At 58.5% G+C, this 17,085-nt stretch carries 5 protein-coding genes and 5 rRNA genes; all 10 read right to left on the bottom strand.

All coding sequences use genetic code 11. The features are described from left to right. Positions 1-98 precede the first annotated feature (98 nt). A 23S ribosomal RNA gene (locus LDO22_RS12760) occupies positions 99-3,227 on the bottom strand. A 503-nt stretch (positions 3,228-3,730) separates the two neighbouring features. Beyond that, positions 3,731-5,252 (bottom strand): 16S ribosomal RNA (locus tag LDO22_RS12765). Together the 16S and 23S rRNA genes form the textbook arrangement of a ribosomal RNA operon. A 536-nt stretch (positions 5,253-5,788) precedes the next feature. After that, positions 5,789-8,839 carry a glycoside hydrolase family 2 TIM barrel-domain containing protein gene (locus LDO22_RS12770; protein WP_224023627.1) on the bottom strand — a complete coding sequence of 1,017 codons (3,051 nt, stop codon included), beginning with the start codon at positions 8,837-8,839 and terminating at the stop codon, positions 5,789-5,791. Between the two features lie 90 nt (positions 8,840-8,929). After that, a complete protein-coding gene (locus tag LDO22_RS12775; protein WP_224023629.1) occupies positions 8,930-9,937 on the bottom strand; it encodes a LacI family DNA-binding transcriptional regulator in 1,008 nt (335 codons plus the stop codon). 159 nt (positions 9,938-10,096) lie between these two features. Beyond that, positions 10,097-10,213: ribosomal RNA gene (gene rrf / locus LDO22_RS12780) — 5S ribosomal RNA — on the bottom strand. Positions 10,214-10,370: 157 nt separating this feature from the next. After that, positions 10,371-13,499 (bottom strand): 23S ribosomal RNA (locus LDO22_RS12785). A gap of 503 nt (positions 13,500-14,002) precedes the next feature. Further along, a 16S ribosomal RNA gene (locus LDO22_RS12790) occupies positions 14,003-15,524 on the bottom strand. Between the two features lie 658 nt (positions 15,525-16,182). Further along, the gene (gene rpsN / locus LDO22_RS12795) at positions 16,183-16,488 is read right to left on the bottom strand and encodes a 30S ribosomal protein S14 (protein ID WP_015938870.1); all 306 of its coding nucleotides are present in this window, start codon (positions 16,486-16,488) and stop codon (positions 16,183-16,185) included. 2 nt (positions 16,489-16,490) lie between these two features. Further along, on the bottom strand, positions 16,491-16,658 hold the full coding sequence (gene rpmG, locus LDO22_RS12800; protein ID WP_013602737.1) for a 50S ribosomal protein L33: 168 nt from the start codon (positions 16,656-16,658) through the stop codon (positions 16,491-16,493). Further along, positions 16,658-16,894: a 50S ribosomal protein L28 gene (gene rpmB, locus LDO22_RS12805; RefSeq protein WP_018763944.1), complete on the bottom strand. Its 237-nt coding sequence runs from the start codon at positions 16,892-16,894 to the stop codon at positions 16,658-16,660. The genes rpmG and rpmB overlap by 1 nt, the downstream gene beginning before the upstream one ends. Positions 16,895-17,085 lie beyond the last annotated feature (191 nt).

Genomic DNA, 17,085 nt, shown 5'->3' on the forward strand with positions numbered 1-17,085 from the left:
CGTGGGCAGGGGGTGGTGTTGTATTCAATTGTTAGGTTCCGCCAACAGGGTTGTTGGTTGGGAACCACATAGTGGACGCAAGCAGAATGTTTTTCTGTGTGGTGTAAGTTATTGGCCTATTAGTACCGGTCAGCTTCACGAGTCGTTAGTCCTCGCTTCCACATCCGGCCTATCAACCCAGTGGTCTGGCTGGGGGCCTCTCACACATAATGTGTATGGAAATCTCATCTTGAAGCGAGCTTCCCGCTTAGATGCTTTCAGCGGTTATCCCATCCGAACGTAGCTAATCAGCGGTGCACTTGGCAGTACAACTGACACACCAGAGGTTCGTCCGTCCCGGTCCTCTCGTACTAAGGACAGCCCTTCTCAAATTTCCTGCGCGCGCAGCGGATAGGGACCGAACTGTCTCACGACGTTCTAAACCCAGCTCGCGTACCGCTTTAATGGGCGAACAGCCCAACCCTTGGGACCTACTCCAGCCCCAGGATGCGACGAGCCGACATCGAGGTGCCAAACCATGCCGTCGATATGGACTCTTGGGCAAGATCAGCCTGTTATCCCCGAGGTACCTTTTATCCGTTGAGCGACGGCCATTCCACAATGTACCGCCGGATCACTAGTCCCGACTTTCGTCCCTGCTCGAGATGTCTCTCTCACAGTCAAGCTCCCTTGTGCACTTACACTCGACACCTGATTGCCAACCAGGCTGAGGGAACCTTTGGGCGCCTCCGTTACTTTTTAGGAGGCAACCGCCCCAGTTAAACTACCCATCAGGCACTGTCCCTGACCCGGATTACGGGCCGAAGTTAGATGTCCAAAGTGACCAGAGTGGTATTTCAACGATGACTCCACCCGAACTGGCGTCCGGGCTTCAACGTCTCCCACCTATCCTACACAAGCCACTCCGAACACCAATACCAAACTATAGTAAAGGTCTCGGGGTCTTTCCGTCCTGCTGCGCGTAACGAGCATCTTTACTCGTACTGCAATTTCGCCGAGTTTATGGTTGAGACAGCGGGGAAGTCGTTACTCCATTCGTGCAGGTCGGAACTTACCCGACAAGGAATTTCGCTACCTTAGGATGGTTATAGTTACCACCGCCGTTTACTGGGGCTTAAATTCTCAGCTTCGCCGTGAGGCTAACCGGTCCTCTTAACCTTCCAGCACCGGGCAGGAGTCAGTCCGTATACATCGTCTTGCGACTTCGCACGGACCTGTGTTTTTAGTAAACAGTCGCTTCCCCCTGGTCTCTGCGGCCCCGATCCCCTCCCGGACGCGAAGTCCGTTCAAGGTTGGGGCCCCCCTTCTCCCGAAGTTACGGGGGCATTTTGCCGAGTTCCTTAACCATAATTCTCTCGATCGCCTTAGTATTCTCTACCTGATCACCTGTGTCGGTTTGGGGTACGGGCGGCTAAAACCTCGCGTCGATGCTTTTCTCGGCAGCATAGGATCACCAAATCCCCCCAAACGGGGGTCCCATCAGATCTCAGGCTATATGAGTGGCGGATTTGCCTACCACTCGCCCTACATCCTTAGACCGGGACAACCATCGCCCGGCTCGGCTACCTTCCTGCGTCACACCTGTTAATACGCTTGCCTCCCAGGATCAGGTCCCGCGCTCCACCAAAACCCTTCACCCACAAGGGGTGTCAGGCAGGTCTCGGGCGGTTAGTATCCCCTGTTCAACATGGACGGTTTTTCGCCGGTACGGGAATATCAACCCGTTGTCCATCGACTACGCCTGTCGGCCTCGCCTTAGGTCCCGACTTACCCAGGGCAGATTAGCTTGACCCTGGAACCCTTGATCATTCGGCGGACGGGTTTCTCACCCGTCTTTCGCTACTCATGCCTGCATTCTCACTCGTGTAGGCTCCACCGCTGGTTTACACCGCGACTTCACTGCCCACACGACGCTCCCCTACCCATCCAGACGCCTGAACCACAAGGGCTTAGCTAAATATCTGAATGCCACAACTTCGGCGGTGTACTTGAGCCCCGCTACATTGTCGGCGCGGAATCACTTGACCAGTGAGCTATTACGCACTCTTTTAAGGGTGGCTGCTTCTAAGCCAACCTCCTGGTTGTCTGGGCAACTCCACATCCTTTCCCACTTAGCACACGCTTAGGGGCCTTAGTTGGTGGTCTGGGCTGTTTCCCTCTCGACTATGAAGCTTATCCCCCACAGTCTCACTGCTGCGCTCTCACTTACCGGCATTCGGAGTTTGGCTGACGTCAGTAACCTTGTAGGGCCCATTAGCCATCCAGTAGCTCTACCTCCAGCAAGAAACACGCAACGCTGCACCTAAATGCATTTCGGGGAGAACCAGCTATCACGAAGTTTGATTGGCCTTTCACCCCTACCCACAGCTCATCCCCTCCATTTTCAACTGAAGTGGGTTCGGTCCTCCACGACGTCTTACCGTCGCTTCAACCTGGCCATGGGTAGATCACTTCGCTTCGGGTCTAGATCACGCCACTCACACGCCCTATTCAGACTCGCTTTCGCTACGGCTGCCCCACACGGGTTAACCTCGCGACGTAACACTAACTCGCAGGCTCATTCTTCAAAAGGCACGCCGTCACCAGAATCAGACTGGCTCCGACGGATTGTAAGCACACGGTTTCAGGTACTGTTTCACTCCCCTCCCGGGGTACTTTTCACCTTTCCCTCACGGTACTGGTCCGCTATCGGTCATTAGGGAGTATTTAGGCTTATCAGGTGGTCCTGACAGATTCGCACGGGATTTCTCGGGCCCCGTACTACTTGGGATACTCTCACAGGCGGTACAAACACATTACGGTTACGGGACTAACACCCTCTCTGGCCGGCCTTTCAAAACCGTTCACCTATGCGCGCACATCACACCCCACCAGCCCGGCAGAACTGGTATGGAAAGTCCCACAACCCCGACCATGCAACGCCCGCCGGCTATCACACATGGAACGGTTTAGCCTGATCCGCGTTCGCTCGCCACTACTAACGGAATCACTATTGTTTTCTCTTCCTGCGGGTACTGAGATGTTTCACTTCCCCGCGTTCCCCCCACGCACCCTATGTGTTCAGGTACGGGTCACCAAGTCACTCGCGCGCTTGGCGGGGTTTCCCCATTCGGACACCCTGGGATCACAGTCCGGTTATCGACTCCCCCAGGCTTATCGCAGATTCCTACGTCCTTCTTCGGCTCCTAATGCCAAGGCATCCACCGTGTGCTCTTAAAAACTTGACCACAAAGATCAAAAACATTTTCGAGAGAACCACGAAAACTGTCCCGCGCACCCAAAGGCACACGAACCAGATCCAGGTTCATTTATCTTGGAAATTGCTTCTTATACAAGATGCTCGCGTCCACTATGTAGTTCTCAAACAACAACCCCACACCACACACCCCACACACACGTGCGTGGACCGTCATGGCAGGGAAACCAGAAACAAACAAACCCACCAGAACACCACCCACACCCCGAAAGGCGAAGACAGCGAACCCGTGGTCCTGTTGCCTCAGGACCCAACAGTGTGCCAAACACGAAAACCACCACATCACCACGCCCACCGTTCCAGAACCACCAGGGTTCGTACTAGGAAAAGACACGACAACACAACGGCCGCTATTTGTTGATATTCCACCCATGAGCACCCGCCGCAGGACAATCGCCTGCGCAACGGGCTTGCTTCCTGACAACCCCCACACCCGGACATACATCCAGGCCGGTTGTTGTAGGTGCTCCTTAGAAAGGAGGTGATCCAGCCGCACCTTCCGGTACGGCTACCTTGTTACGACTTAGTCCCAATCGCCAGTCCCACCTTCGACAGCTCCCTCCCACAAGGGGTTAGGCCACCGGCTTCGGGTGTTACCAACTTTCGTGACTTGACGGGCGGTGTGTACAAGGCCCGGGAACGTATTCACCGCAGCGTTGCTGATCTGCGATTACTAGCGACTCCGACTTCATGGGGTCGAGTTGCAGACCCCAATCCGAACTGAGACCGGCTTTTTGGGATTAGCTCCACCTCACAGTATCGCAACCCTTTGTACCGGCCATTGTAGCATGCGTGAAGCCCAAGACATAAGGGGCATGATGATTTGACGTCGTCCCCACCTTCCTCCGAGTTGACCCCGGCAGTCTCCTATGAGTCCCCACCATCACGTGCTGGCAACATAGAACGAGGGTTGCGCTCGTTGCGGGACTTAACCCAACATCTCACGACACGAGCTGACGACAACCATGCACCACCTGTAAACCGACCACAAGTGGGGGACCTGTTTCCAGGTCTTTCCGGTTCATGTCAAGCCTTGGTAAGGTTCTTCGCGTTGCATCGAATTAATCCGCATGCTCCGCCGCTTGTGCGGGCCCCCGTCAATTCCTTTGAGTTTTAGCCTTGCGGCCGTACTCCCCAGGCGGGGCACTTAATGCGTTAGCTACGGCGCGGAAAACGTGGAATGTCCCCCACACCTAGTGCCCAACGTTTACGGCATGGACTACCAGGGTATCTAATCCTGTTCGCTCCCCATGCTTTCGCTCCTCAGCGTCAGTTAATGCCCAGAGACCTGCCTTCGCCATCGGTGTTCCTCCTGATATCTGCGCATTTCACCGCTACACCAGGAATTCCAGTCTCCCCTACATCACTCTAGTCTGCCCGTACCCACCGCAGATCCGGAGTTGAGCCCCGGACTTTCACGGCAGACGCGACAAACCGCCTACGAGCTCTTTACGCCCAATAATTCCGGATAACGCTTGCGCCCTACGTATTACCGCGGCTGCTGGCACGTAGTTAGCCGGCGCTTCTTCTGCAGGTACCGTCACTTACGCTTCTTCCCTACTGAAAGAGGTTTACAACCCGAAGGCCGTCATCCCTCACGCGGCGTCGCTGCATCAGGCTTGCGCCCATTGTGCAATATTCCCCACTGCTGCCTCCCGTAGGAGTCTGGGCCGTGTCTCAGTCCCAGTGTGGCCGGTCACCCTCTCAGGCCGGCTACCCGTCGTCGCCTTGGTAGGCCATTACCCCACCAACAAGCTGATAGGCCGCGAGTCCATCCAAAACCACAAAAGCTTTCCACCAACCACCATGCGATGGAAGGTCATATCCGGTATTAGACCCAGTTTCCCAGGCTTATCCCAGAGTCAAGGGCAGGTTACTCACGTGTTACTCACCCGTTCGCCACTAATCCACCCACAAGTGGGCATCATCGTTCGACTTGCATGTGTTAAGCACGCCGCCAGCGTTCATCCTGAGCCAGGATCAAACTCTCCGTTGAAAACAAACAGACACAACCAAAACCACCGGAAATAACGGTCATAATGGCTGCACAAAATTTGAAACCAGCTAAAAACACCAAACCACACCACAGGGGCGGCACGATTCGGCAAATTCAACCAATTACATACATAATCGGTATCAACAAACTTGGCACACTATTGAGTTCTCAAACAACAGACACACCCGGCACCACCCAAACCAACGTTCAGGATCGCTCCGGAGCAACTTTTCAAACTTACCCGATCCCACCCGGCTTTGCAAACCACGTTTCCGTGACCCAAAACCTCCAGGATCAGCCCCCACCCACCAACAGCACGCACAAAAAGCGAACCATTTTCCAGGCCGTTCAAAAAGGGGGGTTGGCCGCTATTTTTCCGCTTCAGCGGCGGCGACTCAGAAAACAATACCCGCACACAACCCCCACCGCAAATCGAACCAAACCGTACCCCAGGGGCCTCCTAAACCCCGGAATACCGCGGTTTTTGGTTGCTTAGGCGGGGCTCCGGCGCCAGTTTGCCGGCTTTATGGAGTGGCTCACATCTGCTGCAGGCCGTTCCCAGTTACCCGGAGGACCACGTCGAAGGCCGCCGTCCGGGGCTTCAACCGGTATGGCTCCAGCACGCCAGGCCCGCACGCTGCCGTCCCCACACCCCTCATGGCATGGTCAAGGTAGATGTAGGTGCGCCCGTCCGGAATGAGATCGGGCCTGTGGGTGGCTGCTGCCAGGGCCTGCATGCTGTATGGCCGGACTGTCAGCGCAAAGGGCGCGCCGCAAACGTGCAGCTCCCTGCCACCCGCGCTCAACACCGCGGACCGCACTCCGGACCGGGCCCCCGACTCCTGGGGGCGGACGTACTCCACGTCCAGGCCGGCAAGGGGCAGCTCGAACCATCCTGTCCGGGTGCCCTGCCCGGTGTCCGGGTAACTCTGGTGCGGGCCCTGGCCGAACCAGCCCACGGTGGTTGTCCCGGCGCCCAGCACAAGCTCCAGCCCGATCCGAGCCCACTCCACCTCAAAGCCGGCGTTGACCCACTCCCCTACCGGCGTGACATGGGTCCGCAATGCCAGGGAGCCGGCCCCGCTGGTCCACTCATAGTCGACCAACACTCCGAACTGCTTGTCCGCCGCCCCCATGCGCGTGCTGACGCGAAGGTGCTCGCCGCCGTCGGGCGTTGTTTCGGCGCTGATGCCCAGCAGGCGGGTGTGCAGCCGGTCGAGTCCCGCCTCCTTCCACTGGGTGGCAAGGGGCCGCTCGTCCGCGCTTCCCCACTCCCGGCCAAGGTCGTTGTCCGTGGGTGCCCACCACAGGACCAGGCCCAGCTTTTCCACGGGCAGGCCCCCGATGCAGGTGGGCATGCCGGTGGCCCGGTCGAATACGGCAGGACCCAGCCGGAGTTCCTGGTCGGTGACGTCAACCGGTTCTTCGGCCGGCGGCATGGCGGGTGGCTGCACCGCCCTGACTGCCTGCCCCCACGCCACCTCATGGCCGGCAGCAGCCCAGGCAGTGTCCGAGGCAAGTACGGCACTGACCGTGAGTACGGCCGGCTGGCTCTCCGGCAGGCCCGCCACATACCGGGCCACCTCTGCCGGCAGCTCCACGACGGCCTGGGACTGCGGTGCGAGCGGCGGAACTGCCACCGATCCCTCCAGCTGCGTGCCGCCGTCGTCCTCCACCTTGTATTGGAACCGCAAGGCGGATGTGTCGGCAAAGTCCTGGCCGTTCCGCACGGTGAAGCCGGCCCAGGAGTCTGCCACCCCGATGTGCAGCGGTTCAATCACCTTCTTGAAATCCAGCAGGCCGGGGCGGGGGTTGCGGTCGGCATCCACCAGCCCGTCCGTGACGAAGTTCCCGTCGTGGATCTCCTCACCGAAGTCCCCGCCATAGGCGAAGTGGTGGCCGCCGCCAGGGGAGGGGACGGTGATCCCGTGCTCAAGCCACTCCCAGACGAAGCCGCCCATAAGCCGGGGATACCGTTCGAACAGCTCCTGGTACTCGCTCATGCCGCCAGGCCCGTTGCCCATGGCGTGGACGTATTCGCACAGCATGAACGGCATGGCGCGGCGCCGCGCATCGAGTGCGGCATCCTCCAGGGCCGGTTCAATGCCCCGCCCGATGAGCTCCGTCTCGGCCTGGCTGGCGTACATCCGTGAGTAGACGTCCACGTCTGGCGAGGACCAGTCACCTTCGTAGTGGATGGGACGCGACGGATCACGGTCCTTGGTCCAGCGCGACATGGCCGCCAGGTTCCTGCCGGTGCCCGCCTCGTTGCCCAGCGACCACATGATCACCGAAGGATGGTTTTTGTCGCGCTCCACCGTCCGCTGCATCCGGTCCACCAGCGCAGCCTCCCACCGCGGATCATCGCTGGGGTTTTGTGCCCAGCCGGCGCTGTGGAAGCCGTGCGTTTCCAGGTCGCATTCAAGGACGACGTAAAAGCCCAGCCGGTCCGCCAGCGCAAGGAACTCGGGGTGCGGCGGGTAATGCGAGGTCCTGATGGCATTGATGTTGTGCTGCTTCATCAACCGCAGCTCGGCCTCCACCACATCCCGCGGCACCACGCGGCCAAGCCGGGGGTGGTGCTCGTGGCGGTTTACGCCGCGAAGCAGGATCCGCCGGCCGTTCACTTTGAACTGGGCGTCCTCGATGGTGATGCTCCGGAAGCCCAGCTGCAGCGAGACAGTCTCGCCGGGGGTGCTGACAGTGGCGTCGTAGAGGCGTGGGATTTCAGCGGACCAGGGCTCCACGCCGGGGATTTGCTGCTCCACCCCGGCGGCCAGCTCGAGGCCAAGTTCCGGAACGCGGACGACGGCGTCAATCGCCTGCCCCGAGCGGGTCACCTCAACGCGGAGTGAGCCGGCGCCCGTTCCCGGGTGGTAGCCCGCGTGGACAAAGACATCGTCGATCCCCTGCGCCGGCCGGCCCTGAAGCGTTACGTCCCGGAAGATGCCCGGGAGCCACCACATGTCCTGGTCCTCCACGTAGCTTGAGGCGGAGAACTGGGCCACCCGGACCGCCAGGGTGTTGGTTCCTTCCACCAGGACGCCGGAGACATCGAATTCGTGGGCCAGCCTGCTCCCGCGGGTAGACCCCAGTTCCACCCCGTTCAGCCACACGGTCCCGGCCGAATCGATGCCATCGAACCGGAGCACGGCGTGCGGGAGGAACTCCGGGCCTGCCTCAAAGGCCACCAGGTGGTCGCCGATGGGATTGGCATCCGGCACGTGCGGGGGTTCCACCGGGAAGGGGAACTGGACGTTGGTGTAGGCCGGAGAGCCGTGGCCATGCATGTTCCAGCTCGAGGGGACGGGAAGGGCAGTGAACCCGGACAGCCCGTTGCCGCGCTGCCACCCGTCGTTGGGTGCGGTCCGGATGCCGGGGCTCAGCCGGAACTGCCATTCCCCGTTCAGTGAGAGCCTGGGTGCGTCGGATTCGAGGTGCGCCCGCGCTGGAAGGCTTCCCCGCCCCGGTGCCGGCGAGGCCAATTCCCTGGCCTCCGCGGCACCAAGCTCCAGGAAGCGGGAGGGGGCCGTGGCTGTGGCGGCGGAGCCGTAACCGGCAGTTCCGGCTCGGTTGTGCAATGGCATGTGTCTTCCTTGGCGGGGAGGAGTACGGTACGTGAACGTTCACGGTGCTGCAGAAGAAGCCTAACCGTTCGATTTCCATTTGAGTAGGGGTCAGGCGGACTGCCGGAGGACAAGCTGATGCCGGAGGGTCAGGAAGGCCTCGGGGCTGCGGTCCTGGACTGCGCCGGAAAGCAAGCTGTCCACGAGTCCGACGGCGGCGCGGCCCACCGCGTGAAGGTCCAGCGAGAGGGTGGTCAGCTCAGGGGTGAGCAGCTCCCCGAGTGGTATCCCGTCCATGCCGATGACCGGACAATCGTCCGGGGCAGACCTGCCAGTTCCCTGGAGCGCCTTCAGTGCGCCTGCTGCCATCAGGTCGTTGAAGGCGAGAATGCCGTCGACGCGCCCCCCGCTCGTCAAGAGCAGGGCGATCGCCGATTTGGCAGCGGCCGCGGACGGCTCCGCCGGCAGGCGGGTGAGGTGCACGCCTGCCTCTTCGGCCTCGGCCGCTGCTGCCGCGCTGCGGCTGCTGGCGTTAGTGCCTTGGTCCGAGTCCAGGAAGATGATGTTCCGGCAGCCCCGGGACGACAGGTGCCTGAGGGCGAGCCGGGCAGCGTGACGGTAGTCGAAGGCGATTCCTCCGGCGGTGTCCGTGCCCGGGTAGTCGATGGCGACGACGGGGCGCCGGCCCATCAGCGCCTGCGCTTCATCGGGGTGCGGCGCAAGGTAGCCGATCAGCGCATCCACCTGGGGCGCAAGCCGGGCAGCGGCAGTTACGGCGCTGCCGGTGCCATGGCCGTAATCGTCCATCACCACGTTCCAGCCACGCTCGGTGGCAGCCTCCACCACGCTGGAGGCGAAGGCCGGAAAATACGGGTTTGTCAGGTCCGGGATGGCGAGTCCTACGGAAGTCCGGGCGCCCTGCACCAGGCCCTTCGCAAAGCGGCTGGGGATGTACCCCATTTCCGCCGCAAGTCCCTGGACCCGTTCCCTGGTTTCCTGGCTGATGCCGGCCATGTCATTCATGGCGCGGGTCACGGTCTGGCGTGATACACCGGCTGCAGCTGCCACATCCAGGATGGTGGCCCGCTTGCCCCTGGGTCCTTGGATCTGGGGGGTCATAGACGGTAAGTCTAGGCGGCTGAGCCACATGCGCCAGTAAATGTGGCTGGTGAGCGCGGGTTTTGGGGACCGTACCTGATGGAGCAGCCCAAGAATGTTTTGTTTGTTAAATGTGGGAGGCCCCAACCGTGTGGTTGGGGCCTCGACCATTAATAGTTGTTCCGGCGGTGACCTACTCTCCCACACCCTCCCGGGTGCAGTACCATCGGCGCTGTGGGTCTTAGCTTCCGGGTTCGGAATGGGACCGGGCGTTTCCCCCACGCTATGACCGCCGTAACCCTTGTACCCGAACCCCGCAGGGGGTTGGGAAGTCTTGTGGTTACAACATCCCTGCCCGCGGGCAGGGGGTGGTGTTGTATTCAATTGTTAGGTTCCGCCAACAGGGTTGTTGGTTGGGAACCACATAGTGGACGCAAGCAGAATGTTTTTCTGTGTGGTGTAAGTTATTGGCCTATTAGTACCGGTCAGCTTCACGAGTCGTTAGTCCTCGCTTCCACATCCGGCCTATCAACCCAGTGGTCTGGCTGGGGGCCTCTCACACATAATGTGTATGGAAATCTCATCTTGAAGCGAGCTTCCCGCTTAGATGCTTTCAGCGGTTATCCCATCCGAACGTAGCTAATCAGCGGTGCACTTGGCAGTACAACTGACACACCAGAGGTTCGTCCGTCCCGGTCCTCTCGTACTAAGGACAGCCCTTCTCAAATTTCCTGCGCGCGCAGCGGATAGGGACCGAACTGTCTCACGACGTTCTAAACCCAGCTCGCGTACCGCTTTAATGGGCGAACAGCCCAACCCTTGGGACCTACTCCAGCCCCAGGATGCGACGAGCCGACATCGAGGTGCCAAACCATGCCGTCGATATGGACTCTTGGGCAAGATCAGCCTGTTATCCCCGAGGTACCTTTTATCCGTTGAGCGACGGCCATTCCACAATGTACCGCCGGATCACTAGTCCCGACTTTCGTCCCTGCTCGAGATGTCTCTCTCACAGTCAAGCTCCCTTGTGCACTTACACTCGACACCTGATTGCCAACCAGGCTGAGGGAACCTTTGGGCGCCTCCGTTACTTTTTAGGAGGCAACCGCCCCAGTTAAACTACCCATCAGGCACTGTCCCTGACCCGGATTACGGGCCGAAGTTAGATGTCCAAAGTGACCAGAGTGGTATTTCAACGATGACTCCACCCGAACTGGCGTCCGGGCTTCAACGTCTCCCACCTATCCTACACAAGCCACTCCGAACACCAATACCAAACTATAGTAAAGGTCTCGGGGTCTTTCCGTCCTGCTGCGCGTAACGAGCATCTTTACTCGTACTGCAATTTCGCCGAGTTTATGGTTGAGACAGCGGGGAAGTCGTTACTCCATTCGTGCAGGTCGGAACTTACCCGACAAGGAATTTCGCTACCTTAGGATGGTTATAGTTACCACCGCCGTTTACTGGGGCTTAAATTCTCAGCTTCGCCGTGAGGCTAACCGGTCCTCTTAACCTTCCAGCACCGGGCAGGAGTCAGTCCGTATACATCGTCTTGCGACTTCGCACGGACCTGTGTTTTTAGTAAACAGTCGCTTCCCCCTGGTCTCTGCGGCCCCGATCCCCTCCCGGACGCGAAGTCCGTTCAAGGTTGGGGCCCCCCTTCTCCCGAAGTTACGGGGGCATTTTGCCGAGTTCCTTAACCATAATTCTCTCGATCGCCTTAGTATTCTCTACCTGATCACCTGTGTCGGTTTGGGGTACGGGCGGCTAAAACCTCGCGTCGATGCTTTTCTCGGCAGCATAGGATCACCAAATCCCCCCAAACGGGGGTCCCATCAGATCTCAGGCTATATGAGTGGCGGATTTGCCTACCACTCGCCCTACATCCTTAGACCGGGACAACCATCGCCCGGCTCGGCTACCTTCCTGCGTCACACCTGTTAATACGCTTGCCTCCCAGGATCAGGTCCCGCGCTCCACCAAAACCCTTCACCCACAAGGGGTGTCAGGCAGGTCTCGGGCGGTTAGTATCCCCTGTTCAACATGGACGGTTTTTCGCCGGTACGGGAATATCAACCCGTTGTCCATCGACTACGCCTGTCGGCCTCGCCTTAGGTCCCGACTTACCCAGGGCAGATTAGCTTGACCCTGGAACCCTTGATCATTCGGCGGACGGGTTTCTCACCCGTCTTTCGCTACTCATGCCTGCATTCTCACTCGTGTAGGCTCCACCGCTGGTTTACACCGCGACTTCACTGCCCACACGACGCTCCCCTACCCATCCAGACGCCTGAACCACAAGGGCTTAGCTAAATATCTGAATGCCACAACTTCGGCGGTGTACTTGAGCCCCGCTACATTGTCGGCGCGGAATCACTTGACCAGTGAGCTATTACGCACTCTTTTAAGGGTGGCTGCTTCTAAGCCAACCTCCTGGTTGTCTGGGCAACTCCACATCCTTTCCCACTTAGCACACGCTTAGGGGCCTTAGTTGGTGGTCTGGGCTGTTTCCCTCTCGACTATGAAGCTTATCCCCCACAGTCTCACTGCTGCGCTCTCACTTACCGGCATTCGGAGTTTGGCTGACGTCAGTAACCTTGTAGGGCCCATTAGCCATCCAGTAGCTCTACCTCCAGCAAGAAACACGCAACGCTGCACCTAAATGCATTTCGGGGAGAACCAGCTATCACGAAGTTTGATTGGCCTTTCACCCCTACCCACAGCTCATCCCCTCCATTTTCAACTGAAGTGGGTTCGGTCCTCCACGACGTCTTACCGTCGCTTCAACCTGGCCATGGGTAGATCACTTCGCTTCGGGTCTAGATCACGCCACTCACACGCCCTATTCAGACTCGCTTTCGCTACGGCTGCCCCACACGGGTTAACCTCGCGACGTAACACTAACTCGCAGGCTCATTCTTCAAAAGGCACGCCGTCACCAGAATCAGACTGGCTCCGACGGATTGTAAGCACACGGTTTCAGGTACTGTTTCACTCCCCTCCCGGGGTACTTTTCACCTTTCCCTCACGGTACTGGTCCGCTATCGGTCATTAGGGAGTATTTAGGCTTATCAGGTGGTCCTGACAGATTCGCACGGGATTTCTCGGGCCCCGTACTACTTGGGATACTCTCACAGGCGGTACAAACACATTACGGTTACGGGACTAACACCCTCTCTGGCCGGCCTTTCAAAACCGTTCACCTATGCGCGCACATCACACCCCACCAGCCCGGCAGAACTGGTATGGAAAGTCCCACAACCCCGACCATGCAACGCCCGCCGGCTATCACACATGGAACGGTTTAGCCTGATCCGCGTTCGCTCGCCACTACTAACGGAATCACTATTGTTTTCTCTTCCTGCGGGTACTGAGATGTTTCACTTCCCCGCGTTCCCCCCACGCACCCTATGTGTTCAGGTACGGGTCACCAAGTCACTCGCGCGCTTGGCGGGGTTTCCCCATTCGGACACCCTGGGATCACAGTCCGGTTATCGACTCCCCCAGGCTTATCGCAGATTCCTACGTCCTTCTTCGGCTCCTAATGCCAAGGCATCCACCGTGTGCTCTTAAAAACTTGACCACAAAGATCAAAAACATTTTCGAGAGAACCACGAAAACTGTCCCGCGCACCCAAAGGCACACGAACCAGATCCAGGTTCATTTATCTTGGAAATTGCTTCTTATACAAGATGCTCGCGTCCACTATGTAGTTCTCAAACAACAACCCCACACCACACACCCCACACACACGTGCGTGGACCGTCATGGCAGGGAAACCAGAAACAAACAAACCCACCAGAACACCACCCACACCCCGAAAGGCGAAGACAGCGAACCCGTGGTCCTGTTGCCTCAGGACCCAACAGTGTGCCAAACACGAAAACCACCACATCACCACGCCCACCGTTCCAGAACCACCAGGGTTCGTACTAGGAAAAGACACGACAACACAACGGCCGCTATTTGTTGATATTCCACCCATGAGCACCCGCCGCAGGACAATCGCCTGCGCAACGGGCTTGCTTCCTGACAACCCCCACACCCGGACATACATCCAGGCCGGTTGTTGTAGGTGCTCCTTAGAAAGGAGGTGATCCAGCCGCACCTTCCGGTACGGCTACCTTGTTACGACTTAGTCCCAATCGCCAGTCCCACCTTCGACAGCTCCCTCCCACAAGGGGTTAGGCCACCGGCTTCGGGTGTTACCAACTTTCGTGACTTGACGGGCGGTGTGTACAAGGCCCGGGAACGTATTCACCGCAGCGTTGCTGATCTGCGATTACTAGCGACTCCGACTTCATGGGGTCGAGTTGCAGACCCCAATCCGAACTGAGACCGGCTTTTTGGGATTAGCTCCACCTCACAGTATCGCAACCCTTTGTACCGGCCATTGTAGCATGCGTGAAGCCCAAGACATAAGGGGCATGATGATTTGACGTCGTCCCCACCTTCCTCCGAGTTGACCCCGGCAGTCTCCTATGAGTCCCCACCATCACGTGCTGGCAACATAGAACGAGGGTTGCGCTCGTTGCGGGACTTAACCCAACATCTCACGACACGAGCTGACGACAACCATGCACCACCTGTAAACCGACCACAAGTGGGGGACCTGTTTCCAGGTCTTTCCGGTTCATGTCAAGCCTTGGTAAGGTTCTTCGCGTTGCATCGAATTAATCCGCATGCTCCGCCGCTTGTGCGGGCCCCCGTCAATTCCTTTGAGTTTTAGCCTTGCGGCCGTACTCCCCAGGCGGGGCACTTAATGCGTTAGCTACGGCGCGGAAAACGTGGAATGTCCCCCACACCTAGTGCCCAACGTTTACGGCATGGACTACCAGGGTATCTAATCCTGTTCGCTCCCCATGCTTTCGCTCCTCAGCGTCAGTTAATGCCCAGAGACCTGCCTTCGCCATCGGTGTTCCTCCTGATATCTGCGCATTTCACCGCTACACCAGGAATTCCAGTCTCCCCTACATCACTCTAGTCTGCCCGTACCCACCGCAGATCCGGAGTTGAGCCCCGGACTTTCACGGCAGACGCGACAAACCGCCTACGAGCTCTTTACGCCCAATAATTCCGGATAACGCTTGCGCCCTACGTATTACCGCGGCTGCTGGCACGTAGTTAGCCGGCGCTTCTTCTGCAGGTACCGTCACTTACGCTTCTTCCCTACTGAAAGAGGTTTACAACCCGAAGGCCGTCATCCCTCACGCGGCGTCGCTGCATCAGGCTTGCGCCCATTGTGCAATATTCCCCACTGCTGCCTCCCGTAGGAGTCTGGGCCGTGTCTCAGTCCCAGTGTGGCCGGTCACCCTCTCAGGCCGGCTACCCGTCGTCGCCTTGGTAGGCCATTACCCCACCAACAAGCTGATAGGCCGCGAGTCCATCCAAAACCACAAAAGCTTTCCACCAACCACCATGCGATAGTCGGTCATATCCGGTATTAGACCCAGTTTCCCAGGCTTATCCCAGAGTCAAGGGCAGGTTACTCACGTGTTACTCACCCGTTCGCCACTAATCCACCCACAAGTGGGCATCATCGTTCGACTTGCATGTGTTAAGCACGCCGCCAGCGTTCATCCTGAGCCAGGATCAAACTCTCCGTTGAAAACAAACAGACACAACCAAAACCACCGGAAATAACGGTCATAATGGCTGCACAAAATTTGAAACCAGCTAAAAACACCAAACCACACCACAGGGGCGGCACGATTCGGCAAATTCAACCAATTACATACATAATCGGTATCAACAAACTTGGCACACTATTGAGTTCTCAAACAACAGACACACCCGGCACCACCCAAACCAACGTTCAGGATCGCTCCGGAGCAACTTTTCAAAGTTACCCGATCCCCACCTCCGAAGCAAATCCATCTTTCAGGATTCACATCGAATTGAAGACCGCCCCACACCGATTTCCAGCGCCCTAAAGAGCAACCAGATTCTGGCCTTGATTTGGGGTTTTGGCCACCCGGTGAACAGTTCTTCACTGTCTCCCCCGCGGCGACTTAGAAAACAATACACGCACACCGGTCCCATCGCAAACCGGCCCTTCGGAGGCCGGAAATCCCCGGTATTCCGCGCGAAACCCGGGGTGGAGCGCCTGCGCAACCTGCCGTCGTCGTCATTCTGCCGCTGTGTGCTGCCGCACAGGTGTTTCCTGGCAGGGCCGGCCGCTGAACAAGCAATGGGTTAAACGCAGAAGGGCCGGCAACCCTAAGGTTGCCGGCCCTTCTCAAGCAGCTGGAATCAGCGGTGCTGGATTACCAAGAAGACTTGGTGATGCCCGGGAGCTCACCGCGGTGAGCCATGTCGCGGAAGCGAACACGGGAGATACCGAACTTCTGGAAGGTGCCACGGGGGCGGCCGTCGATGATGTCGCGGTTGCGCAGACGGATCGGGGACGCGTTGCGGGGCAGCTTCTGCAGGCCCAGGCGGGCTGCTTCGCGTGCTTCGTCGGTTGCGTTTTCGTCAACCAGGGTCTTCTTCAGTTCGAGGCGCTTGGCAGCGTAACGCTCAACGATGACCTTGCGCTGCTCGTTGCGAGCAATCTTGGACTTCTTAGCCATGTTTAGCGCTCCTCTCGGAATTCGACGTGCTGGCGGATCTTGGGGTCGTACTTCTTCAGGACCATGCGGTCCGGGTCGTTACGACGGTTCTTGCGGGTCACGTAGGTGTAACCCGTGCCCGCGGTCGACTTGAGCTTGATGATCGGACGTACGTCCTTGTCCTTAGCCACTAGAGCTTCACCCCACGAGCCAGAATGTCGGCGACGACTGCGTCGATACCGCGCACGTCGATGGTCTTGATGCCACGTGCAGAAACCTGCAGCGTGACGTTACGGCGCAGGGACGGAACCCAGTAGCGCTTCTTCTGGATGTTCGGATCGAACCGACGCTTGTTGCGGCGGTGCGAGTGCGAAATGCTGTGCCCAAAGCCCGGCTCGGCCCCGGTCACTTGGCAGTGTGCTGCCATGACTTCTCCTCAAGAATTGAAAGTAATGATCCGCATATCTGCTGCTGGACCATGCTGCCAAGTGCGACCCACAGAATGTACGGGCAACGGTTAGTTACGCAACTTGAGCCCCTAACTACCGGCCACCCTGGAGAAAATTACCGGGCAACCGGAGCAATTGCGCACGCTCCGCGCACTTAGCGCCTACCAAG

Origin of the sequence: Arthrobacter sp. NicSoilC5 (assembly GCF_019977395.1) — a bacterium.
In the GTDB taxonomy this organism is placed as follows: Bacteria; Actinomycetota; Actinomycetes; order Actinomycetales; family Micrococcaceae; genus Arthrobacter.